The organism is Amycolatopsis sp. NPDC026612 (assembly GCF_040638285.1).
GTDB lineage: Bacteria > Actinomycetota > Actinomycetes > Mycobacteriales > Pseudonocardiaceae > Amycolatopsis.
In genome coordinates, this window is sequence record NZ_JBEZYB010000011.1 from 65,613 (window position 1) to 88,093 (window position 22,481).

Annotated in this window: 19 protein-coding genes; 11 read left to right on the forward strand and 8 right to left on the reverse strand. The window is 71.6% G+C overall.

Annotated features, from left to right (window positions below; all coding sequences use genetic code 11):
* The first annotated feature begins 195 nt into the window (after positions 1-195).
* The 7 genes from AB0F15_RS14060 (at position 196) to AB0F15_RS14090 (ending at position 8,102) form a co-directional block, all read left to right on the forward strand.
* Positions 196-708 (forward strand): YbaB/EbfC family nucleoid-associated protein, encoded by a 513-nt coding sequence (locus AB0F15_RS14060; protein WP_360269852.1) that lies wholly within the window; start codon positions 196-198, stop codon positions 706-708.
* Between the two features lie 23 nt (positions 709-731).
* Positions 732-1,046: a hypothetical protein gene (locus AB0F15_RS14065; protein ID WP_360269854.1), complete on the forward strand. Its 315-nt coding sequence runs from the start codon at positions 732-734 to the stop codon at positions 1,044-1,046.
* A gap of 3 nt (positions 1,047-1,049) precedes the next feature.
* The gene (locus AB0F15_RS14070; RefSeq protein ID WP_360269856.1) at positions 1,050-2,204 is read left to right on the forward strand and encodes a hypothetical protein; all 1,155 of its coding nucleotides are present in this window, start codon (positions 1,050-1,052) and stop codon (positions 2,202-2,204) included.
* Positions 2,201-3,292 (forward strand): hypothetical protein, encoded by a 1,092-nt coding sequence (locus AB0F15_RS14075; RefSeq protein WP_360269858.1) that lies wholly within the window; start codon positions 2,201-2,203, stop codon positions 3,290-3,292. The genes AB0F15_RS14070 and AB0F15_RS14075 overlap by 4 nt, the downstream gene beginning before the upstream one ends.
* 299 nt (positions 3,293-3,591) lie before the next feature.
* Positions 3,592-4,461 (forward strand): ribokinase, encoded by an 870-nt coding sequence (locus AB0F15_RS14080; RefSeq protein ID WP_360269860.1) that lies wholly within the window; start codon positions 3,592-3,594, stop codon positions 4,459-4,461.
* Positions 4,462-4,697: 236 nt separating this feature from the next.
* A complete protein-coding gene (ptsP, locus tag AB0F15_RS14085) occupies positions 4,698-6,365 on the forward strand; it encodes a phosphoenolpyruvate--protein phosphotransferase (RefSeq protein WP_360269862.1) in 1,668 nt (555 codons plus the stop codon).
* Between the two features lie 318 nt (positions 6,366-6,683).
* Positions 6,684-8,102 carry an MFS transporter gene (locus AB0F15_RS14090; protein WP_360269864.1) on the forward strand — a complete coding sequence of 473 codons (1,419 nt, stop codon included), beginning with the start codon at positions 6,684-6,686 and terminating at the stop codon, positions 8,100-8,102.
* A 72-nt stretch (positions 8,103-8,174) separates the two neighbouring features.
* On the opposite strand, the gene AB0F15_RS14095 is transcribed toward AB0F15_RS14090, so the two are convergent.
* Positions 8,175-8,837, reverse strand: coding sequence for a DUF1707 domain-containing protein (locus AB0F15_RS14095; RefSeq protein ID WP_360269866.1), 663 nt, complete (start codon positions 8,835-8,837; stop codon positions 8,175-8,177).
* 192 nt (positions 8,838-9,029) lie between these two features.
* On the opposite strand from AB0F15_RS14095, the gene AB0F15_RS14100 reads away from it, so the two are divergent.
* Positions 9,030-9,959, forward strand: coding sequence for a hypothetical protein (locus tag AB0F15_RS14100; protein WP_360269868.1), 930 nt, complete (start codon positions 9,030-9,032; stop codon positions 9,957-9,959).
* Between the two features lie 4 nt (positions 9,960-9,963).
* Here AB0F15_RS14100 and AB0F15_RS14105 read toward each other — a convergent pair whose 3' ends face one another.
* From AB0F15_RS14105 to AB0F15_RS14115, 3 genes are read right to left on the reverse strand one after another with little or no spacing between them, the layout of a single operon-like run.
* A complete protein-coding gene (locus AB0F15_RS14105; RefSeq protein ID WP_360269870.1) occupies positions 9,964-10,632 on the reverse strand; it encodes a response regulator transcription factor in 669 nt (222 codons plus the stop codon).
* Positions 10,629-11,765: a DUF5931 domain-containing protein gene (locus tag AB0F15_RS14110; protein WP_360269871.1), complete on the reverse strand. Its 1,137-nt coding sequence runs from the start codon at positions 11,763-11,765 to the stop codon at positions 10,629-10,631. The genes AB0F15_RS14105 and AB0F15_RS14110 overlap by 4 nt, the downstream gene beginning before the upstream one ends.
* Complete coding sequence (locus AB0F15_RS14115) at positions 11,762-12,967, reverse strand: AI-2E family transporter (RefSeq protein ID WP_360269873.1); 1,206 nt, start codon at positions 12,965-12,967, stop codon at positions 11,762-11,764. Before AB0F15_RS14115 ends, AB0F15_RS14110 begins: the two co-directional genes overlap by 4 nt.
* A 224-nt stretch (positions 12,968-13,191) precedes the next feature.
* Between AB0F15_RS14115 and AB0F15_RS14120 the strand changes: the two genes are divergently transcribed.
* Positions 13,192-14,184: a hypothetical protein gene (locus AB0F15_RS14120; RefSeq protein ID WP_360269875.1), complete on the forward strand. Its 993-nt coding sequence runs from the start codon at positions 13,192-13,194 to the stop codon at positions 14,182-14,184.
* A gap of 207 nt (positions 14,185-14,391) precedes the next feature.
* The gene (locus tag AB0F15_RS14125) at positions 14,392-17,799 is read left to right on the forward strand and encodes a PE-PGRS family protein (RefSeq protein WP_360269877.1); all 3,408 of its coding nucleotides are present in this window, start codon (positions 14,392-14,394) and stop codon (positions 17,797-17,799) included.
* Positions 17,800-18,034: 235 nt separating this feature from the next.
* On the opposite strand, the gene AB0F15_RS14130 is transcribed toward AB0F15_RS14125, so the two are convergent.
* Both AB0F15_RS14130 and AB0F15_RS14135 read right to left on the reverse strand, forming a co-directional pair.
* Entirely contained in the window at positions 18,035-18,805 is a 771-nt protein-coding gene (locus AB0F15_RS14130) for a class III extradiol ring-cleavage dioxygenase (protein ID WP_360269879.1), read from the reverse strand.
* Positions 18,806-18,872: 67 nt separating this feature from the next.
* Positions 18,873-19,265 carry a MarR family transcriptional regulator gene (locus AB0F15_RS14135; RefSeq protein ID WP_360269880.1) on the reverse strand — a complete coding sequence of 131 codons (393 nt, stop codon included), beginning with the start codon at positions 19,263-19,265 and terminating at the stop codon, positions 18,873-18,875.
* Positions 19,266-19,331: 66 nt separating this feature from the next.
* On the opposite strand from AB0F15_RS14135, the gene AB0F15_RS14140 reads away from it, so the two are divergent.
* The gene (locus AB0F15_RS14140; protein WP_360269881.1) at positions 19,332-19,784 is read left to right on the forward strand and encodes a MarR family winged helix-turn-helix transcriptional regulator; all 453 of its coding nucleotides are present in this window, start codon (positions 19,332-19,334) and stop codon (positions 19,782-19,784) included.
* Here AB0F15_RS14140 and dnaB read toward each other — a convergent pair.
* Complete coding sequence (gene dnaB, locus AB0F15_RS14145) at positions 19,781-21,184, reverse strand: replicative DNA helicase (RefSeq protein WP_360270007.1); 1,404 nt, start codon at positions 21,182-21,184, stop codon at positions 19,781-19,783. The genes AB0F15_RS14140 and dnaB overlap by 4 nt on opposite strands.
* Before the next feature lie 505 nt (positions 21,185-21,689).
* The gene (locus tag AB0F15_RS14150) at positions 21,690-22,478 is read right to left on the reverse strand and encodes an ESX secretion-associated protein EspG (protein WP_360269882.1); all 789 of its coding nucleotides are present in this window, start codon (positions 22,476-22,478) and stop codon (positions 21,690-21,692) included.
* Between the last annotated feature and the right edge of the window lie 3 nt (positions 22,479-22,481).

Genomic DNA, 22,481 nt, shown 5'->3' on the forward strand with positions numbered 1-22,481 from the left:
CACGGACAATACCTCACCGGTTACCCACTGTACGAGCCGATCGGCGCCCGGCCGCCAATGCGAGCCGCTGACCAGCACGAACGCCGGGCTTGCGCCCCGATCGGGGTGGGGATAACCGGAACTCCGCCGAAACTGTCGGACCGGTGTGCCACACTCGGTCGCCGTACGGTTACTGACGTGAACGGGGAGGTTCGCGTGTCGAATCCTGAGCAGCTGATCGCGGACTTCGAGGCCCGGATGGCGGAGTCGCAGCGCAAAGCCGATCGGATGGTCAGCGAGATCGAAGCGGTCTCGGTTTGCGAGCGCAGCAAAGACGGCCAGATCGGGGTGAAGGTCGACCACGCCGGCAACCTCGTCGGCCTGGAGATCGGGCTGGGCGTGCGGGACAAACCGGACCTCGCCGAGGAGATCCTCCGCACCGTCAAGTCCGCCCAGAGCAAGCTCGCCGGGGCGATGCAGGCCGGGATCACCGATCCGGTCGGGCCCGAAGTGATGAACCAGCTGGTCAGCCGGCTCGAGCAGGCGTTCCCGGCACCCGCACCTGAAGGGTTCGCCCCGCCGGCCGCACCTCGCGAAGAAGGTGACCGGTTCGTGCCGGAAGAAGAGCGGCAGCAGCCGAAACCGCCAAAACCGCCGGAGCCGCCGCGCCCATCGTCCGAGGGCGGCCGCGACGACGACTACTTCAGCGACGGCGACTACCTGCGCTGAAGCGCGGGCGAGGAGAGGGAACCATGGCTGGACCAGGCGGCCCGGGCTTCGCGGTCGACCCGCAGGAGCTGCGGGAACACCGCGACCACATCGAGGCGATCACCGACCGGATCGACAAGTGCAAGGAAGCCGCCCGCGCGACCGAGCACCCCGAGGCGTTCGGCCTGCTCGGCATCCCGCTCGCGGCGATCTGCGCGATCGCCCAGCAGGTGGCGGAGATCGCGATCGAATCGGCGTCGACGTCGTCGTACGACCACTCAACCCGCATCCAGCTGTGGCAGCAGCTGAAGGAAGCCGACGAGGCGGAGTTCAAGGACCTGTTCAAGGTGGAGGACTGAGGCGTGGCCGACAACCCGTTGATCAAGACGGACGCGGCGGACGACCGCAAGTTTTGGGAAGGTGCCGGCCTCGTCCAGGACTTCCTGGACGCGGGTGCCGCCGTTGCCGACGGCAATTGGACCGAAGGCCTGCTGAACGCCGCGTTCGGTGCCGGCGATTTCGTGGAACTCGTCGCGGACCCGATCGGCACCCTCGCTTCGGTCGCCGTCGGCTGGGCGATGGAGTTCTTCCCCTGGTTGCGGGAGCCGCTCGACTGGCTCACGGGTGACCAGACGGCCCTGGAGAACATGGTCGGGACCTGGGAGAACGTCGGCAAGGAACTGGAGAAGATCAGCACCGACCTCCAGGACACCGTCAAGAAGGACAGCGCCGCCTGGGAAGGCGCCTCGGCGGACGCCTACCGAGCTTTCGCCGAAGATCGTGCGGCGACGTATGCCGGGGTGGCGACCGGGGCCAACGCGATCGCGAAGCTGGTCGACATCTGCAAAACGATCCTGAGCGTCGTGCGCTCGATCGTGCGCGACCTGATCTCCGACTGCGTCGGCAAGCTCATCAGCATCGCCTGCCGGTGCCCGGGCCCGGCCCTGCCGGTGGCCATGGCCACCGGGGGCACCGCGGAAGCCGTCAAGACCGGCAGCAAGTGCATGGAGTGGATCAAGAAGCTGCTGAAGGCCTTCAAGAAGGCGCAGGAGCTGTTCCACCGCATCGGCGACATCTTCCGGCGGGTCAAGGGTGCCCTGAAACGCGGCGCCGAGCGCCTGCCCGGCCCGCTCAAGAAGGTCGGCGGCCTGATCAAGAACGAACCGCGCGACACCCGGACGTTCCTCGAAAAGGTCAAGGACGAACGGCCTGATCGGAAGCGGTGGAAGAAGATCGTCTCGGCGGACAAGCCGCTCGGCGAGAACCTGGAGAACGTCGGCAAGGAGTTCCGCGGCGACGTCCGGAAGGAGTTCGGCGAGAAGTTCGGGGAGAACTTCGGCAAGGAAGTCCGGGATGACGCCAAGAAGGAATGGCGCAAGGAGTCCCGGAAGAAGCAGGCCGAAGGGGTCGACGACTGGGCGGACGGCGGCGACGATGCCCCGGAGAAGGAAACCACCGTGCAGCCCCCGGTCTTCGAACAGCCGGGTACGCAGCGGATCTCGGGGTCGATCGAATGACCGGGCCACAGGGCGATCGACTCGTCGTTTCGCGGACCGACGGGCCGCACTGGATCCTCGCCGGCGTGCTCCTGTGCGTGGCCGGCGGATTCCTCTGGATGGCTTTGGCGGCCACGCACCGGAATCCTGGCGTGGTCGGGTGGGTCTTCGGTGGAGGCTTCGGACTGCTGGGGCTGAACCTGGTCTTCCGGTCGCTGAAGAAGCCGGTCCGCAACGAGCTCATCATCGAGCCCGCCGGGATCTCCCGGGTGATCGGCGGACTCGCGTGGGCGCTGCGATGGGACGAGCTCCGGTCGGCTTCGGTCGTCAAAGGCACCCAGAAAGGCGCCCGTCACCAGGTCGTTCTCCGCCCGGCGGACGACCGGTTCGAAAGCCGCAGCCGGAGCCTCGTCCGCATCGGCGACGGCGGCTTCCTGGTGGCGGGGCTCGAGCTCGACGAGACAGAAGTCCCGGGCGTGCGGGAGCTGCTGGCGAAGCACGTCAGCGTCACGGCCGAACGCGTCCCCAGCACGCAAGCGCCACCGCCACCGCCGCCGGTCCGGGCGGCGGAGCCGGAATGGGTGCCGCCGCCGGTCGATTCGTCCGGTTCCGTCACGATCCACGTCAACGGCTGGAACCGCGTGCTGTTCCGCTGGGTGCAGTTCTTCGCCCTCATGATCGAGGTGGGGCTCGGCGTCGTGATCGAGTTCGGTCCGCGGAACGGGTTCCGCACCGCGTGCATCGTCGTGGTCATCGTCGTCTTCGTCGGCACGACCTGGCCGGCGGTCTTCGAACAACAGAGCCGTTCCCGGAAGGCGCGGGTCCTCCTGGAGCTTTCGGCCGCCGGCCTCCGGTGGACGACGTACTACCGGAAGTTCACGGTTTCCTGGCCGGAGATCGCGGAGCTGAGGCTGCGTTCCGGTCTCCTCGAGTTCCGGGCCGCGGCCGTCGACTTCCCGCTCGACCGTCCGGACCTCTACCCCCTGCGGCTGGGCGATGGCTGGTACCGGCTGCCACGCACCCTGAGCGCGACGGCGGTGAGGCAGTTCGAAACGCACATCCGGAGCGTCTTGCCGGCCGGGGTGCCCCTGGCGCTCGGCCAGGGGTGAAAGGGCGCCGCCGACGCCGATCACTCGGGGGGCTACGTGATCGGCGCCGGCGACCCGATGCCCTGCCCGGCTTGCGCCGGTTGGGGCAACGTCATCACGTCTCCGCGATGACGCACCAGGAGAGCGGGACCGGGGCCACCAAGTGACGGCCGAGGGACGGACATCCCCCGATCGAGTGACGGCCTTCCGCTGCTCGCATGATTGTCGCACTCGGCCCCGGATAAGTTACAAAAACCTTCACTTTCCTCTCGCCTGCCGGTGCTGACCTGGTCCGGACCGGTTTCTGGCACAGTGCGGGTATGAACTCCGACGTCCTCGTTGTGGGATCCGCCAACGCCGACCTCGTCGTCGCGGTGGATCGGCGGCCGGCCGGTGGGGAGACGGTGCTGGGCGGCGACACCGTGCTCTCGCCGGGCGGCAAGGGAGCCAACACGGCCGTCGCGGCGGGCCGGCTCGGGGCGGACGTCGCACTGCTCGGCGCCGTCGGCGACGACCCCTACGGCAGGCTGCTGCTCCACTCGCTCCGCGCCGCCGGCGTCGACACCGGGCTCGTGCGGACCAGTGACCGGCCGACCGGCATCGCCTACATCACGGTCACCCCGGACGGCGAGAACTCGATCCTCGTCTCCCCCGGTGCCAACTCCAGCCTCGAACCCGCCGACGTCGACGCCGTCTTCGACGGGGTCGAGGTGATGGTCGTCTCGCTGGAGGTGCCGCTGCCGACCGTCGAGCACGCCGTCGCGCGGGCCGCCGAAGCGGGCGTGAAGGTGCTGCTGAACCTCTCTCCGGCGGCGAAGCTCTCCCCGGAGACGCTGGCCAAGCTGGACGTCCTGCTGGTCAACGAGCACGAGGCCGCCTGGCTGACCGGGCCCGGCGCGGACTTCCGGAAGCTGCTCGACCTCGGACCCCGGACGGCCGTCGTCACGCTCGGGGCGGCCGGCGCTGTTGTCGTCGAAGCCGGTTCGGTGAGCCGGGTGCAGTCACCGAAGGTCGAGGCCGTGGACACCACCGGGGCCGGTGACGCCTTCGCGGGCGCGCTCGCCGCGTCGCTCGCCGACGGCGACGACCTGGTTTCCGCGGCGAAGCGGGCGGTGCGCGTCGCGGCGCTGAGCGTGACGCGGCACGGGGCGCAGCCGTCCTACCCCACCGCCGCCGACCTGGGGGAATGACCATCCGGCGGTCACTCCCAGCTACGCCGCTCAGCTGCGTGCGATCGCGGACGCGCGCCGGCCCGGCCGGCTCGCGATCATGCCGTTCGACCGGGTGCTGCGCGGCCGCGGGGAGCACCTGCGGCGGACCGGCCGCCGTATGCTGGCCGGGAGGCCGGTGCCCAGCCGCGACCGGCGACGCGGTTTGTGCCCGCCACCACGAGATATCGAGGCTCATCTGAGCTATGGTCTAGACCATGTCTGAGTTCGATGCCGCCTCCGCCGGGAAGCGCACGCCGGCGGTGCCCCTGTCCGGGGTCGCCGTCAGCCCCGGCCGCGCGAGCGGTCCCGTCGTCCGAGTCGCGGAGCCGCTCGGCGAGCCCGCCGCCACGCCCGCCCCGGCGGATCCGGCCGCCGAGGCCGCCCGGATCGCGCCCGCGGCCACGATCGTCGCCGGGCGGTTGGAGAAGCAGGCCGAGACCGCCACCGGTGAAGCCGCGACGATCCTCATCACCACCGCGGCGATGGCGGCCGACCCGGCGCTCGTGTCCCAGGCCGAAACGCTGGTCAAGACGCAGGGACTGCCCGCCGCGCGAGCCGTCCACCAGGCCGCCGAAGGGTTCGCCGAAGCGCTGGCCGCCGCCGGTGGGTACCTGGCGGAGCGCGTCCGTGACGTCCGCGACGTGCGTGACCGGCTGGTCGCCGAGCTGCTCGGCATCGCGCCGCCGGGGGTGCCCGAGCTGGCGTCGCCGAGCGTGCTGGTCGCTCGCGACCTCGCTCCGGCCGACACCGCGGGCCTCGACCCGGCGAAGGTCCTCGCCCTGGTCACCGAGGAGGGCGGCCCCACCAGTCACACCGCGATCCTGGCGCGGGCGCTGGGCATCCCGGCCGTCGTCGCGGTGCGTGGGCTGCTGGCCCTGGACGCGCAAGCGCTTGCGGTCGACGGTGACACGGGCACGGTCGAAGTCGCGGACCCCTCGGCGCCGGTCGTCACGGCGACGGTGGCCCAGCTCGCCGAGTGGAACGGCACGGGCGCCACGTCCGACGGCCACCGCGTGAAGGTCTACGGCAACGTCGGCTCCCCGGCCGACGCGCAGGCCGCCGCCGACGCGGGCGCCGAAGGTGTCGGCCTGTTCCGCACCGAGTTCTGCTACCTCGACGCCTCGGACGAGCCGTCGGTGGCCGACCAGCGCGCCGCCTACACGGCCGTGCTCGCGCCGTTCCGCGGCAAGCCGGTGATCGTCCGGACCCTCGACGCGGGTGCCGACAAGCCGCTGGCCTTCCTCTCCCCCGAAGCCGAGCCGAACCCCGCGCTCGGGGTCCGCGGGCTGCGCGTGGCGTTCGACCGTCCCGAGGTGCTGGACCGCCAGCTCGAGGCCATCGCGGGTGCGGCCGGGGATTCGGGCGCCGAGGTCTCGGTGATGGCCCCGATGGTCGCGACGGTCGAGGAGGCCGCCTGGTTCGCCGACCGCGTCCGCGCGGCGGGCATCGCCCGGGCGGGCGTGATGATCGAGATCCCGGCGGCGGCGCTGAGCGCCCGGGAGATCCTGGACGTCGTCGACTTCGTCTCGGTCGGCACGAACGACCTGGCGCAGTACACGTTCGCGGCGGACCGCCAGCTGGGCGCGGTCGCGAAGCTCAACGACCCGTGGCAACCCGGCCTCCTGCGCCTGCTGAAGCTGATCGGCGACGCGGCCAAGGCAGCGGGCAAACCGGCAGGCGTCTGCGGCGAAGCGGCGGCGGACCCGCGGCTGGCCCTGGTCCTGACCGGCCTGGGGCTGACGAGCCTGTCGATGAACGCCCCGGCGATCCGCACGGTCGGCGCGAGCTTGGCGGCCACCACCCTCGCGGAGTGCCAAGCCCTGGCCGAAGCGGCCGTGGCCACCTCGGACCCGGCCTCAGCCCGCGCGGCGGCCCGCCCCTGAACTCGTGGCGCGCCGACGTCGGCCGCTCGCTCAGGCGGCCGGTCGACGTCTGCGCGCCGCTGACCCGGGCAGTCGATTCGACGAGCAGCGAATCAACCCCGCTCGCAGGGGCACCCCCCCCACTTTCAGTCTATCGGGCATCACCGACCGTGCTGACCTGTGCGAACCTGAAGCAGCGTGGTTGTCCACATTGATCGAGGGGTGTGGACAACCCGCCCCAACGCCGTCCCGAAGAAATATCCCGGCCGTTGTCGATCCCGTCTCGGCCCGCTCGACGAACAGGTGAGAAGCGAAGCACCGAGTCGAGAGGACCTCACCATGACCGCCACCATCTCCGCCCCGGCCCAGGCCGGACCGGCCGAGGGCGCCAGGGCCGGGCGCCGGGAGTGGATCGGGCTGGCCGTGCTGGCCCTGCCCACCCTGCTCGTCTCGCTGGACGTCTTCGTCCTCATCCTCGCGCTGCCGAAGCTCGCCGTCAGCCTGCACGCCGACAGCACCCAGCAGCTGTGGATCATGGACACCTACGGCTTCATGGTCGCCGGCTTCATGGTCACCATGGGGACCCTCGGTGACCGGATCGGGCGGCGGAAGCTGCTGCTCATCGGGGCCACCGCCTTCGGGGCCGCCTCCGTGGTCGCCGCCTTCTCGACCAGTGCCGCCATGCTCATCGCCGCGCGGGCCGCGCTCGGGATCGCCGGGGCCACGCTCGCTCCGTCCACGCTCTCGCTGATCGGCACGATGTTCACGAACCCGCGGCAGCGCGCCGAAGCGATCGGGATCTGGGCCGGCTGCTTCACCGTCGGCGCGATCGTCGGCCCGATGGTCGGCGGCTTCCTGCTCGAGCACTTCTGGTGGGGTTCGGTCTTCCTGCTCGGCGTCCCCGCCATGGTTCTGCTGCTGGTCATCGGCCCGAAGCTGCTGCCGGAGTACCGCGACGAGACCGCCGGGCGCCTCGACCTGCCGAGCGTCGCCCTCTCCCTCGCCGCGATCCTGCCCGCCGTCTACGGCGTCAAGGAGCTCGCCCGCGACGGCCTCCACGCCGGGCCGGCGCTCGCCATCGTCGTCGGCGGCCTCTTCGGGTACGTCTTCGTCAAGCGGCAGCGCACGCTCGCCGATCCGCTCGTCGACTTCAGCCTGTTCGCCGCGAAGGCGTTCCGGACCACGCTCGGCGGGATGCTGCTGTTCAGCATGCTCGGCGGCACGACCATGCTGTTCGTCGCGCAGTTCTTCCAGCTCGCGCAGCACCTGTCGCCGGTCGGGGCCGCGCTGGGCCTGCTGCCGGGGATGGCCGCCTCGACCGTCAGCTTCCTCGCCGCGCCGGTGCTCGCCCGCCGCATCCGGCCGGGCGCGCTGATCGCGAGCGGGGTCGCCCTCGCCGCGTCCGGCATGGCGATCCTCGCCCTCGTCGACCCGTCGGGCGGCCCGGTGTGGCCGTCACTCGGGTTCGCCGTGACGTCACTGGGTGTCGGCCCGATGGTCGCGCTGGGCACGGACCTCGTCGTCGGCTCGGTCCCGCCGCGCAAGGCGGGCGCCGCCGCTTCGCTGGCCCAGACCGTCAACGAGTTCGGCTACTCCTTCGGCCTCGCGACGGTCGGCACGCTGGGCAACGCCGTCGTCCGCTCCCACGGTCTGCCCGACGGGCTGCACGTGGTCGCCGGGCTGGCCGCCGTCGCGTTCGCCGTCCTGGTCTGGTTCGTCGCCCGGCACCTGCGTGCGGTCCGGCCGCTGGCCGCCTGACGCGGCGAAGGCCTCCCCACCCGATGCCTGGGTGGGGAGGCCTTCTTGACGCCGGGGGCAGAGGGGCCCCGGCTAGCCGAAGAGCCCGCGCCGCGGGTGCCGGACGACCAGCGAACCGCCGTGGACCCGGCCGCTCAGCACGTACCGCGGGTTGCCCATCCGCCCGTTGCTGCGCGTCTTGTCCTCCATGGCGCCGAACTTGACGTCGCCGATCGCGTTGAGGTCCACCGCGGCGTGTTCCGGAATGATGATCTCGACCGAGCCCCACCTGGCGTCCAGCTCGATGTGCACCACCGGCGACTGCACCTGGGCCTCGGTGAAGTCCAGCTTCGTCGAGCCGTACTTGTTGCGCACGACCATCTCGGACGGCACCACCCACGGCCCGCCGCGGTGCAGCGACGAGTACTTCGCGTTGAGCTCGAAGCGCCGCCCCGGCGAGAAGCCGCCGTAGCCCACCGGAGGCGCGTACGCCGGAGCGGCGGCGACGGCCGCGGCCGGGTGGTACAGGCCGGCGAGGTCGGCCAGCACGGCGTTCAGCTCACCGCGGGTCCTCGACGCGAGCGCCCGGTCGGTGCGCTCGGTGAACTCGTCGAGGTCGAGCATGCCGCGGCCGATCGCCTTCTGCAGGACACCGACGACGTGCTCGCGCTCGTCGTCGGACACCCGGAGATCGCGCTCGCTCAACGGCTTGGTTTCGGTCACCGGTTCCGCCGCTGCGGTCTCTTCCTCGCCCATGTCAACGATGGTAGAACCGGATTCGACCAGGGAGATCGGGGGAAAACCCTGAACGGACCCGTAGTCCGCGCCGCCGCCGCCGTCGCGGCCGTTGTCCTGCTGTCCGCGTGCACCGGCGAAGCACCGGCGCCGCCGACCGCCCCGACGACACCGCCGTCCACCGCGCAACCTCCGCGGGAGGGACTCACCGGCGTGCGGGCGACCGGCGGGATCGGGGTCACCGCGCTGCTGCCGACCGCCGGCCCCACCCTGTTCGACGCCGACCACGGGGCCGCGGCCAAGCCGCCCGGCTACCCCGGCGGCGACGTCGGGCTGAGCGTCGTCCGGGTCGGGAAACACGCCGTCCTCACGGTCTACCCGGCGTACACGCCCAGCCCCGAGCCGGCCGAAATCCTCGACTACACCGGGCCGTCGAGCCCGCCGCGTTCCCTCGGCCGCGCCTGGTCGGCCGCCTCGGACGCCGTCGGCGACGGCGTGTGGCTGATCCGGCAGGACGCGCCGGACGACTGCCGCCTCCAGCACGTCTCGCTCTCGGCGGGCGAACTCGGCCACGGCCAGACCGCCAGCTGCCGCACCCAGGTCCGCGCCGAGACCGCGCACGGCCTGCTGATCACCATCAACGCCGGTGCCGCCGAGTCGACCGACGCGCTGATCGACCCGGCGACCGGCCGCACGGTCCGGCAGGCCCCGCGCATCCTCGGCGTCGCCGGCGACTGGATGCTGCTCGACGGCCTGGCCGACCTGACCCTCGTCGATCTGCGCACCAACACCAGCAAGCAGCTGAGCAGGCCGGCGATCGGCAGAGCGCCCACCGTGGTGCCTTCGCGCGACGGTGCCGTGTGGGCCGCCGACTTCGCCGACCCCGCCTACCGGAACACCAGCACGCAGACCCGGGACATCTGGCTGCTCCGCCCGGACGGGCCGACCTGGGAACACGCCCCGGCCATGCCGTTCATCACCGAGCACCTCAAACGCGGCGGCGGCTTCGACTGGTCGGACGCCGGTGACCTCGTGCTCGCCGACGGCGTCCTCGCCGCCTGGCACCCCGGTGAACCGCAGTGGCGGCTGGGCCCGGCGGCGCTACCGGAGGGCGAGTGGAACGGCTTCGCCGTCCTCCCCTGAGGGATCACTCCTCGTCGAGACCGTGCTCGATCGCGTACCGGGCGAGCTCGACGCGGTTGTGCAGCTGCAGCTTCCGCAGCGTCGACTGCACGTGGTTTTCCACCGTGCGGTGCGACAGCACCAGCCGTTCGGCGATCTGCCGGGCGGTCAGCCCCTTCGCGACCAGGCGGAGGACGTCGGTCTCGCGCTCGGTCAGCCGCGGCGGCTCGGCACCCGCGGTGTCCTCGGCGGACGCGTCGGCCATCCGCCGGTATTCCCCGAGCACCAGTCCGGCCAGGCCCGCGGTGAACACCGGGTCGCCGGCGGCGGTGCGGTGGACGGCGTCGACCAGCTCCACCGCGGACGCCGACTTGACCAGGTAGCCGGACGCGCCGGCCTTCACTGCCTCCAGGACGTCCTTGTGCTCGCCGCTCGCCGACAGCACCAGCACCTTCGTGGACGGCAGCGCCGCGGTGATCTCGCGGGTGGCGTCCACGCCGGACGTGCCGCCGAGGTTGAGGTCCATGAGGACGACGTCCGGCTGCACGGTGCGCGCGATCCGCAGCGCCGCGTCGGCGTCCGGAGCGGTCGCCCGCACGTCGAAGCCGTGTTCGGTCAGGTCGCGGGCCACCCCGTCGCGCCACATCGGGTGGTCGTCGACCACCATCACGGAAATCCGCGGCTCCTCGCTCATTTCGCACCCCTCGTGCTCGGCACCCTGACCTCCCACTCCGTGCCCCGGCCGGGCCCGGTGTCGAGGGCCGCGCTCCCGCCGAGGTCGCGGACCCTCCCCCGGATGGATTCCACCACGCCGAGGTGCCCGTTCGCGGCCGCTTGCTCGAGAACACCGTCCGGTATGCCCGGTCCGTCGTCGCGGATGCTCACCACCACCTCGTCGCCGAGGTCCTCCAGCAGCACCCACGCCTGCGCGCCGGGGCCCGCGTGCTTTTCGACGTTCGCCAGCGCTTCGCGGGTCACGGCGACCAGTTCACCGGTGACGTGCGCCGGCAGTTCGACGTCGTCCGCCGGGGCCGAGACCTGCACCGACGGCGTCGCGAGCAGCTGCAACGCGGCGCGCAGGCTCGTCTTGCCGCTGTCGTTCGGCTTCACCGGCTCGGTGGTCACCAACGCTCGCAGGGCGATCTCCTGCTCGCCGGCCAGCTTCGCCAGCTCGGCCGCTTCGCCGCCGACCTCGTTGCCGCGCTTGCGGACCCGGGCGAGCACCTGCAGCACGCTGTCGTGGATCGACCGGGCCAGCCGCTCCCGCTCGGCCGTCGCCGCTTCCTTGCGCAGGGCCTGCTCCAGCCGCAACGCCGACCGGCGGGCCATCGTCGAGGCCATGCCGACCAGGAGCCCGGCGGCGGCGAGCAGGACGCCGTCGCGGGCGACGTCGAGGTCGAACTTCTCCCGCGCCAGCGCGGTCGCCACCCCGACGACCAGCCCGGCGAGCACCCCGCCTGCCGCGCCGAACCGGGCGCCCGCGGCGACCGGGGGCACGGCCGCCCACACCGTGGTGATGAGCGGGACGTTCAGCGCGAACTGGGCGTCGCTGAGCACCCACGGCGAGGTCAGCAGCAGCCCGGTGGACAGCACGAGGTCGAAGACCACCAGCACCGGCGGCCGCGTCCGCTCGCGCAGGTAGAGGAAGCTGCTCACGACCGACCACACGGCCATCACGCCCAGGATCGTCCACGCCAGCCACTCGCGCCGGTACTGACCGCTCTGGACGATCACCGTGCCGCAGGCGAACGCCCAGGTCAGCAGCCGGAAGGCGAGCACGCCCCGCCACATCGGCGTGACCGGGTCGGGCGTCCGCCGGACGGTCACTTCTCGTCGTCGTCCTGTCCGCGGGTCGCCACCGTGGCCCGCGAGGACCCGGGATCGGCGTCGTTCGGCTGTGCGGCCTGGTCCTTGAGGACGTTCACCTCGGCCGGGTCGGGGTCGGTCTCGTGCAGCAGCGACCGGACGCCGGCGTTCAGCACCGCCAGCAGTGGCACCGCCAGCAGCGCGCCGGCGATCCCGGCGGCCACCAGACCGGCGGTGATGGCGAGGACCACCGCGAGCGGGTGCAGCTTCACCGCGCGGCCCAGCAGCAGCGGCTGCAGCACGTGGCCTTCCAGCTGCATCACGCCGATCACGATGGCCAGCACGATCACCGCGCCGATGAAGCCGTTCGTCACCAGGGCGACCAGGACGGCGACGCCACCGGTGAGGACGGCACCGATGATCGGGATGAACGCGCCGAGGAACACCAGCGTGGCCAGCGGGATCACCAGCGGGACGCCCATGATCCACAGGCCGACGCCGATGCCGACGGCGTCCACCACGGCCACCGCGGCGGTCGCCCGCACGTAACTGACCAGCGACGCGAACCCGCGGCGCCCGGCGACGTCGACCCGGTTGCGCACCCGGCCGGGGACGGCACGGACCAGGAACGTCCAGATGCCCTCGCCGCCACTGAGGAAGAAGATCGTGATGAACAGCGTCAGCAGGAACCCGGTGAGGATCTCGCCGACGGTGCTCGCCGTGGTGAGCGCCGTGGTCGTGATCGACGCCTGGTTGTTCTGGATGAAGCCGATCGCCTGGTTGATGAAGTCCTGGATCTGCTCCTGGCGCAGGTGCGGTGCGCCGTTGATGAGCCAGTCCTTGATCTGGTTGAGGCTGTCGTTCAGCTGTTTCTGCAGCTGCGGCAGGCCGGAGGAGAACTGGGTGATGACGAACGTGAGCAACCCGCCCAGCACCGCCAGCCCGGCGATCAGCACGATCGCCGTTGCCAGCCCGCGCGGGAACCGCACCGCCACCAGCTTCTGCACAGCCGGCGCGAGCAGCGCCGAGAGCAGCAGGGCGACCGACAGCGGGATGATGACGACGGACAGGTAGCCGATCACCCACACCACCGCGTACAGCGCGGCGGCGACCACGATGAACCGCCACGCCAGGGCCGCGCTGATGCGCAGGCCCCGGGGAATCAGCCCGGTGACGTCCTCGTGCTTCGGCAGGAACGGGTCTTCGCGTCGCGCGTGGGTCACTGGCTCACCGTAGCGGCTGGACCGCCCGATTCGGCCGCTTTCCCTCCGCCGCGTCGACACGCGGGACGGCCAGGCATGATCACCGACCGTCAAATCGGCCCACACCGTGTGTCTTTCACACGATGGGGGCATCAAGTCGCGCCAGAGGTGCGCGGGGTGGCGCCGATTTGGTTAGGTCGCTTCCGCAACGGCCGGATCACGAACCAGGCACGAGGAGACGACGAGTGGCGAACACGGCGACGAACGAGGGGCAGGGCGCCAAGCGCGTCGGCCGTCTCGTGTCGCGTGCGCTGCTCGTCCTCGGTGGCGCGATGGCGGGCACTGCCGCCGCGTGGCTCGTCTCCGGTGCCACCGCTTCCGCGGACACCGTCGAGGTCGGCACCGCCTCCGTCACGCCGGTCACCGACGCCACCGTCGGCGGGATCGGCGACGTGAACCACGGCGCCGGGCACGTCGCGGGCGATGTCGCCGGCGGTGTGGCCGACGCGGCCTGCCACCAGGACGCGACCGCGTGGAGCGAGCCCCAGCTGCCGTCGACCTCGCGTCCGTGCGGCCGCACCGACGCCCGCACCCTCCAGCACGAGGTCTCCGGCAGCGTCAGCGACGCGGCGTCGGACCTCGCGGACGACGCGGTGCTGAGCCCGGCCCAGCGCACCCTCGGCGCGTTCGAGCACATCGCGCGCAAGCCGGAGGACACCCGCCAGGTCATCGAAGAGACCATCGCCCCCGCGCCGGCCGAGGACTTCGGCCGCCACGTGTGGCAGCTGCTCGACCCGGCCGGGCACAGCGACCTGATCCCGCTTCCCGTGCTCCCGGGGCTCGCCCCGGTCGAGCAGGAGCCGGTGACCTCCGCCGCCGGCCGGACGGCAGGCACGCCCGCCGTCTCGACCGTCGAACTTCCCGCCGTGTTGCGAGCCGCGCTCGCGATGCCGACGGGCTCGCAGTACGACGACGTCACCGGTGCCGCGGGCCAGTCCCGCGACGGGCACCGTGACCTGCCGTCGCCGCTGATCCCGGCGCAGCTTCCGGTTGCGCCGTCGGTCCCCACTGCCCCGGGCGGCACCACGACCCCCGGTGGACACCTCGACGGCCTCAACTTCGGCGTCCCGTTCTGGACGACCGAAGCCGTCGACACCGCCGTCGCGGCAATGAGCCGCGCCGGCCTGCGCCACGCGCTGCGCACCCCGGGCGAACAGCCCGGCGTCACTCCTGACTGAACACCTCCCTTCACGGGTCGCTGACGCGCCCACGTCCGTCTTCTTCTGACGGCTTCGCGTCCGCATCTTTTCCCGTGACACGGCGGTGCGCTTTGTTGCGCCCGCAAGAAGTCCTTCCCCCTCTGGCGCGCTCGGACGCCATTCCTCTTTCGACGAGCGCGCCCTCATAAGCCCGTAAGGGAACCCGAAATAAAGGAGAAATCCCCCATGCAGACGTGGGCAAAGCGCGGACTCCAGACCGCACTTGTCACGAGTGGGTTGCTGATGCTGGGCACCGGCATCGCCTCGGCCGATGAGAACGTCGATCCCGACGTCCCGGCCTCCCCGCTCGACCTCAACGTGACGGCTCCGATCCAGGAAGCCAACAACGCGGTCGGCACCCCGTTCGGCCAGCTGGACCTGCCCGCCGGGCAGACGGAGCTGAGCACCAAGCCGGCCACCAACGCTGCGAACGAAGCCGCCAAGCAGCTTGACGAAGCGAGCCCGGTCAGTGACAGCGCCCTCGGCGCGAAGTTCACCCCGAGCCACAACACCCTCAAGGGCAACAAGGTCACGGGCGACGTCGTCGTCCCGATCCAGATCGTCGACAACGCGATCGGCGTGCTCGGCGACGCTCACGTCACGGGCACCGACCACTCGCAGACCTGGAGCCACGACCAGGACGTCAAGACGACGGGCGAAGACTCCAGCCTCGCGGGCAACGCCGTTGTCCTCGACTGGGCGCTCCCGGTCCAGATCGCCGGCAACGGCGCCGGCGTCGCGGGCGGCACCGGCCGCGTGACCGGTGGGTCGGCGAGCCAGAGCACCACCGAGACCGGGGACGTCGACACCAACGGCGACGGCTCCGCGCTCTCCGGCAACGTGGTCGCGGGCCAGTTCGCCACCCCGGTGCAGGTGACCGGCAACGCCGCTTCGTACCTGCTCGGCAACGGGCAGAGCCACGGCTACTCCGCCGACACCGTCGCCACCTCCGGTGGTTCGCTGCTGAGCTCCGGCGACCAGGCCTCCGGGTCGGGCAACGTGGTCGGCGCGCCGATCGCCCTGCCGGTCAAGTTCAACTGCAACTCCGGTGCGGTGTGGGGCTCGCTGTCGAACTCCGACGGCTGCAACACCTCCGCCGACGCCACGGCCGGGGCCACCCGCAAGGGCAGCCTCGGCATCCCGACCTACCTCGAGACCAGCGGCGACGACTCGTTCCTGTCCGGCAACGGCGGGGCGGCCTCGCTGTCCCCGATCGCGAACGTCGCGGGTGTCGCGGGCTCGTGGATCGGCAACGCCTCGGCGGGCCTCCCCCGCGCCGGCAGTTCCTCCAGCACTGTCGACTCGGGTGGCTTCGTCAAGACCACCGGTGACAACTCGAGCGCGTCGGGCAACGTCCTGAACCCGTCGGTTGCCCTGCCGGTCGAGGCCTTCGGCATCGGTGGCACCTACATCGGCCAGGCGAACGCCGCGCACGACAACACGACCGACGCCAACGCCGGCAACGGCAGCTACACCAAGGGCAACGGTGCCGTCCTCGGCGGCAACATCGTCAACACCCAGGCCGCGGGCGCGCCCGAGGTCTTCGGTGTCGGCGGCAGCCACATCGGCAACGCCACCGGCTCGGCGACCGAGGACAAGACGGTCACCGCCGGGGCGTACGACGGCACGCAGGGTGCGAACTCGTCCGGCTCGGGCAACATCGTGCAGGTGCCGGTCGGCCTGCCCGCCGAGGTCTTCGGCATCGGTGGCTCGTTCATCGGCCAGGGCTCCGGCGCGGCCGACGAGACCAAGGTCGTCTCGGGCGGCGGCGGTGGCAGCACCGTCGACGACGGTGGCTTCCTGAGCTCCAACCTGGGCACGGTGCCGGCGTCGCTGCCGGTGCAGGTCGCCAACATCGGTGGCGCCTTCATCGGCCAGGGCCACGGCAAGGGCTCGACCGACACGACGTCCAACGCGGGCGGCGACGTCAAGGCCCACGGCCCGGGCGGCGCCGGCGCGGGCAACATCATCGAAGCCCCGGTCGCGCTGCCCCTGCAGGCGATGGGCGTCGGTGGCGCCCTCGGCGGCATCGGCACCGGTGAGAACGACAACATCACCGACGCGACGGCGGGCGGCGACGCCGTGACCGACGGCCGCGACGGTGCGGTGGCCGGCAACATCGTGAAGGCCCCGATCGCGGGCGCCGGCTCGGTCTTCGGCGACGGGATCGCCGCGGCCGCGCTGGGCACCGGCAAGGGCAGCAACGACGTCCAGTCGGTGGCGGGCGGCGACGCCACCACCAGTGGCGACCGCGGCAGCGTGGCCGGCAACATCGTCGGTGTGGACCCGCTGGCGGTGGCGCAGGTCTTCGGCGACGCCGTCAGCGTGGCAGGTGTCGCCAAGGGCGCCGGCGTCAACATGACCGAGGTCGGGAACTCGGGCGACGACACCACCTCCGGTGTCGAAGGCGCGATCTCCGGCAACATCCTCGACCTGCCGGTGACCGCGATCGCGCAGCTGTTCGGCGACGCGGTGACCGTGGGTGGCGTGGCGCACGCCGTCGGCGACAACATGCTGACCACGGAGAACGGCGGCAAGTCCGTCACCGCGGGCGACGAGTCCAGCCTCTCGGGCATCAACGGCTACCACGCGTTCGCGCTCCCGGTGCAGATCTTCGGGGTGCCCCTCGAGCTGCTCGGGGTGGCCACCGCGCAGGCGACCGACGCGACGAGCATCGACGACGAGGCCGCGGACCCCATCGCGTTCCCGGTCGAGGGTTCGGAGCTGGCGGCCGACGAGGTGCCGTCGCTGGCCGCGCTCCGCAGCGGCCTGCCCACCCAGCGCAGCATGCCGTCGGTGGACGGGCTGATGGGCGGCCTGCCGGTCGCCGGACTGGTCGGCGGGCTGCCGTCCCTGAACGGGCTGACCGGTGCGCTGCCGATCGGCGGGCTGCCCACGCAGGGCCTGCCCGCACTGCCGGTCGCGGCTCCGCTCGCCACCGAGCGCGCCGACGTGCCGTCGGTGACCAGCCCGCTGTCGGGTGTGTCGCAGCTTTCGCACCTGCCGGCCCCCGCGCTGCCCGCGGTGAACGGTCTGTCGGCGCTGGGTTCGCTGGGGGGTCACGGCACTGAGCGTGCGGACCTGCCGACCGGTGGCCTGCCCGTCGCGGCTCCGGCGCTCCCGGCTCTGGGTGGCGTTCCGGCGCTGCCGAAGCCGGCACTGCCGAAGCCGGCGCTGCCCGCGGTGAACGGTCTGTCGGCGCTGGGTTCGCTGGGTTCGCTGGGGGGTCACGGCACCGAGCGTGCGGACCTGCCGACCGCCGGTCTGCCCGTCGCGGTCCCGGCGCTGCCGGCCCTGGGTGGCGTTCCGGCACTGCCCGCGGTGAACGGTCTGTCGGCGCTGGGTTCGCTGGGCTCGCTGGCGGGTCACGGCACCGAGCGTGCGGACCTGCCGACCGGTGGCCTGCCCGTCGCGGCTCCGGCCCTGCCGGTTGCGCTGCCGACGGCCGCCCCGGCCCTGCCGACGGCTGCCCCGGCCCTGCCGGTGAACGCCAAGCTGCCGGTGCTGGACAGCACCCCGCAGGTGCCGGCGATGTCGGGCCTCGACTCGACCGGTTTCCTCGCGAAGCTGCTGGGTCTGGTCAAGCGCAAGTAGTAGTGCAGTGAAGCCGGCGGGTTCTCCGGAACCGGGGAACCCGCCGGCCCACGAACCCCGCTGTCACGGCGGCAGGCGCTCCACCGCGCCGCGAGGGCGACCTCGCACGGAGCGCTCCGGCGACGCGACTGCGGACGCGGGGCCACCCGCGAACACCGAATAGCTCTCCTTCCCTGGAGACGAAGAGCCCCAGGAGCCGCCTCGGCTCCTGGGGCTCACTCGCGTTTCCGGGAGCTCAGGCGAACTGCAGGGAACGCTTCGCCAGGCCGTGCCAGAAGCCGTCGATCACCGTGCGGCCGGATCCCTCGTCCGAGGTCGCGCCGAGGGAGACGAACAGTGGCGCGAAGTGTTCGATCCGCGGGTGCGCGAGCGTCGCCGCCGGAGCCTTGTGCCGGAAGTCGAGCAACGTGTCGACGTCACCACTGCGCAGGACTTCGTCACCCCAGTGGTCGAACTCGGCCGACCACGCCGGCGGCGTCCCGTCGGTGGCGCGGGCCATGCCGCTCAGGTTGTGGGTGAAGAAGCCGCTGCCGATGATCAGCACACCTTCGTCGCGCAACGGCGCGAGCTTGCGGCCGACGTCGAACAGCTCCTGCGGGTCGAGCGAAGGCATCGAGACCTGCAGCACCGGGATGTCGGCGTCCGGGTACATCTCGACCAACGGCACGTAGGCGCCGTGGTCGAGGCCGCGCTCGGGCGCGTCGTGCACCGGTGTCTCCGTCGAGCGAAGCAGCTTTCGGACCTTGCCCGCCAGCTCCGGCGCGCCCGGGGCCGCGTACTTCACCTGGTAGTAGCGGTCGGGGAAGCCCCAGAAGTCGTACACCAGCGGCACGGTCGTCGTCGCCCCGATGGTCAGCGGCGCCTCCTCCCAGTGCGCCGACACGACCAGGATCGCGCGGGGCTTCGGCAGATCCGCGGACCAGCCGGCGAGCTGGCGGGTCCACGTGGCGTCGTCGGCGAGCGGCGGGGCACCGTGGCTGAGGTAGAGAACCGGGGTGCGGGTCATCGAGCCCTCCAGTTATTGAAACTTCAACTACTAGAGTAGTCGACGCCGGCGCGCCCCGGGATATTCCTCAGCCTGCTTCGAGGTTCGCGGCGCACCGCTCGAGGGTTCGCAGCGTGGTGCGGTAGTCGTCCTCGCTGATGCCCTCGACGGCTTTCGTGCGGAAGGCCTTGATGTGCTCTTCGACGCGGGCGTGAGCTGCGCGGCCGTCGTCGGTCAAGGTGCCTTCCTCGGTGGCCCAGCCGCGGGCGCGCAGCTCGGCCATCTTCGGTGCCATCGAGCCCTCGCCGGTGACGAACGGCGCCATGGCCGCGTCAACCTGCTCCGGCGTGCGGGCGCCGAGGGTGATCGTGTTGAGTACCTGCCAGTGTCGGCGGGTCAGCGTTTCCGCGTCGAGGACCTGGGCCATGGAGGATTCGAGAAGCTCGTGGAGGTGGCGAAGCCACCAGCCGAGGGGTTTCATGAGGACTCCGAGATGTCGATGAGCAACTACATGTAAAAGTACATGTAGTTGGGAGGTGGAGCAACCATGACGGACGCGGTGGCCGACGTCGAGCGCGCCATGATCGCGATCCGCCGCAGTCAGCAGCGGCGAGCGCTCAGCCGGATCGGCAAGGCCAGGGGCCGTGGCGCGCACGACCCCGTGTTCGAGCTGCTCGACGTCGTCGAAGAGCTCGCCGAACGCGGGGAGCCCAGCACGGTGACGGCGTTGAGCGCGGCGATGGGCGTCGACCAGCCGCGGGCCAGCCGGCTCGTGGCGCGCGCGGTCGAGCAAGGCCTGCTCCGCCGCGAAGCCGATCAGCGCGACGGGCGGCGTGCGGTGCTCGTGCCGACCGAGAGCGGCCAGGCGCACCTCGACGAGCTGCACGCCTTCCGCCGCGGGGTGTTCGCGGAGGTCATGGCGGAGTGGCCGGACGAGGACCGCGCCACGTTCGGCAGGCTCCTCACGGCGTTCGTCCGCGGGTACGGCGCCCTCGGTTAGTCGTGCGAGAGGTCCACGAACCGGCTGTAGTGCAGCTGGTGCGCGACGGTGATCGTCGCCGTCGGGCCGGCACGGTGCTTCGCGATGATCAGGTCCGCCTCGCCCGCGCGCGGGTCGTCCCGCTCCCAGGCGTCGGGGCGGTTGACCAGGATGACGAGGTCGGCGTCCTGCTCCAGCGAGCCGGACTCACGCAGGTCGGACAGCATGGGGCGCTTGTCCGTGCGCTGCTCGGGACCACGGTTCAGCTGGCTGATCGCGATCACCGGGACCTCGATCTCCTTCGCCAGCAGCTTCATCTGCCGGGAGAACTCCGAGACTTCCTGCTGCCGCGACTCGACGCGCTTGCCGGACGTCATCAGCTGGAGGTAGTCGAGGACGACGAGCTTGAGGTCGTGCCGCTGCTTCAAGCGGCGCGCCTTCGCGCGGATCTCCATCATCGTCATGTTCGGCGAGTCGTCGACGAACAGCGGCGCCTCGGAGACCTCGCTCATCCGCCGGGCCAGGCGCGTCCAGTCGTCGTCGGACATCTTGCCGCCGCGCATGTCGGCGAGGCGGATCTTCGCCTCGGCCGAGAGCATGCGCATGACGATCTCGGTGCGGCTCATTTCCAGCGAGAAGATGACGCTGGTCAGGCCGTGCCGGATCGACGCCGAGCGCGCGAAGTCCAGCCCGAGGGTCGACTTGCCGACACCGGGACGGGCCGCGACGATGATCATCTGCCCGGGGTGCAGGCCGTTGGTCAGCTCGTCGAAGTCGGTGAACCCGGTCGGGATGCCCTGGGACTGGCCACCGCGCGACGCGATCGCGTCGATCTCGTCCATCGTCGGCTGCAGGAGCTCTTCCAGCGCGACGTAGTCCTCGCTGGTGCGCCGCTCGGTGACGTCGTAGATCGCGGCCTGCGCGCGGTCGACGACCTCGTCGATGTTCGCGCCGTCCGCGGCCGCCGCGCCGTAGCCGTACTGCACGATCCGGGTGCCCGCCTCGACGAGCCGGCGCAGCACCGCCTTCTCCGCGACGATCTCCGCGTAGTAGCCCGCGTTCGCCGCGGTCGGCACCGTCGCGATGAGCGTGTGGAGGTAGGGCGCGCCGCCGATGCGGCCCAGTTCCCCGCGCCGCTCCAGCTCCGCCGACACCGTGATCGGGTCGGCGGGCTCACCGCGGCCGTAGAGGTCGAGGACGCAGTCGTAGATGGCCTGGTGCGCCGGCTTGTAGAAGTCGTCGGGGCCGAGCGCCTCGATGACGTCGGCGACCGCGTCCTTGGACAGCAGCATGCCGCCGAGCACGGACTGCTCGGCCGCGATGTCCTGCGGCGGCTGGCGGTCGAAGCCGCCGGAGCCGGAGCCGCCCGGACCCGGGTCGGACTCCGCGTACATCGGACTGCGGTCGTCGGTCAGCGCCACCGCCCCGGACACCTCCTCATCGTGTCGAACACTCGTTCGAGTATGCCGGATCTTCGCTCTCGAAGCACGTGGCTCCGGCCGGTGCTTTCGTCCAACGGACCTCGTCTCCTGATGATCGGCGACAACGGTGATCCGCTGCCGCAGACACGCGGAACGCCACCGTGAGTACAGGCCCGAGCGGGGACGCTAGATCCCCCGGAAGGCCGATGGCAATTCAGGGTGGGGACCCTTCTGTGGACAACCTGTGGATGAACGGGGGTAACCAATCACAGGTGCCGCGAGAGCTGTGGACAACTTGGGGACAAGCGTGATCGGCTTTGCTGAACCTGCAGGTCAGGCCCTGTGAACAAGGTGTGGAGAACTTGCGGAAAACTCGTCCGGCGTGTCGCGTGAAGTCCGTTCTTCGGCGTGTCGTGGACCAGCTCGGATCCATTGGGCCGTGCGGCCTGTGGATGAATATCACGGAGGGTAGACGCGTTACCCGGTGGGCTGAACGGCCGCCCGGTCAGGCCGCGGTGAGCCGGCCCTGTGCGCTGCGTAACCGGTCGGCGAGAACGCGCTGGTCGGCCGGGGTGAAGGCGATCCGGTTTTCGCCCCGGCCCGGAACCTCCTCGGTCAGCCACCGGCCTTCAGCCGTATCGATGTAGTTCACCGGGCGTTCGATCCGGTGCCGCGCGCCGGTGCGGCTGCGGGCCGCGACGTAGAGGCTGCCGCTTCCCATCCGGCGCAACGCGAGGATCCGGCGGAGTTCGTCGACCTCCTGCGAACCCTGCGCCGGACGGTCGTTGCGGAGGACCGCGAACGCGCCCTCGTCGCCGCGGGGGGTGCCTTCGAGCTGGCTCTTCGGCACCGCGAGCGGCGTCCCGCGGCCCGGCGCCAGCTTCGGGATCTGGCCGAGGAAGTCGTCGAGCAGCTCGCCGGGGCGCGAGGACTCGAGGACGACGACGTCCAGCTCCTCGTGCTTGGCCAGCACGAACGCCTCGCCGCGGGCGCTGCCGGCGAGCAGCCGGTAGCTCACCGGCTTGCCCTGGAACCCGCCGTCGATCCAGCCGTAGTACTCCAGCTGCGGCCGGGCGACCGCTTCGATCGTCGCGACGAACCCGGGGTGCATGCCGCGCGGGCCGAACAGCCCGGTCTTGGCGAGCTCGGCGTTGGTCTGCTCGTCCTCGGCGCGCTGGGCCTCGTCGCTGTACCAGGTCGGCTTTTCGGACAGCACGGTGTGCGGCTCGCCGCCCCGGCGCCGGATCAGGTTGATCAGGGTGCCGGTCGTGATGGTGACCTGCCTGTCCAGCACCGC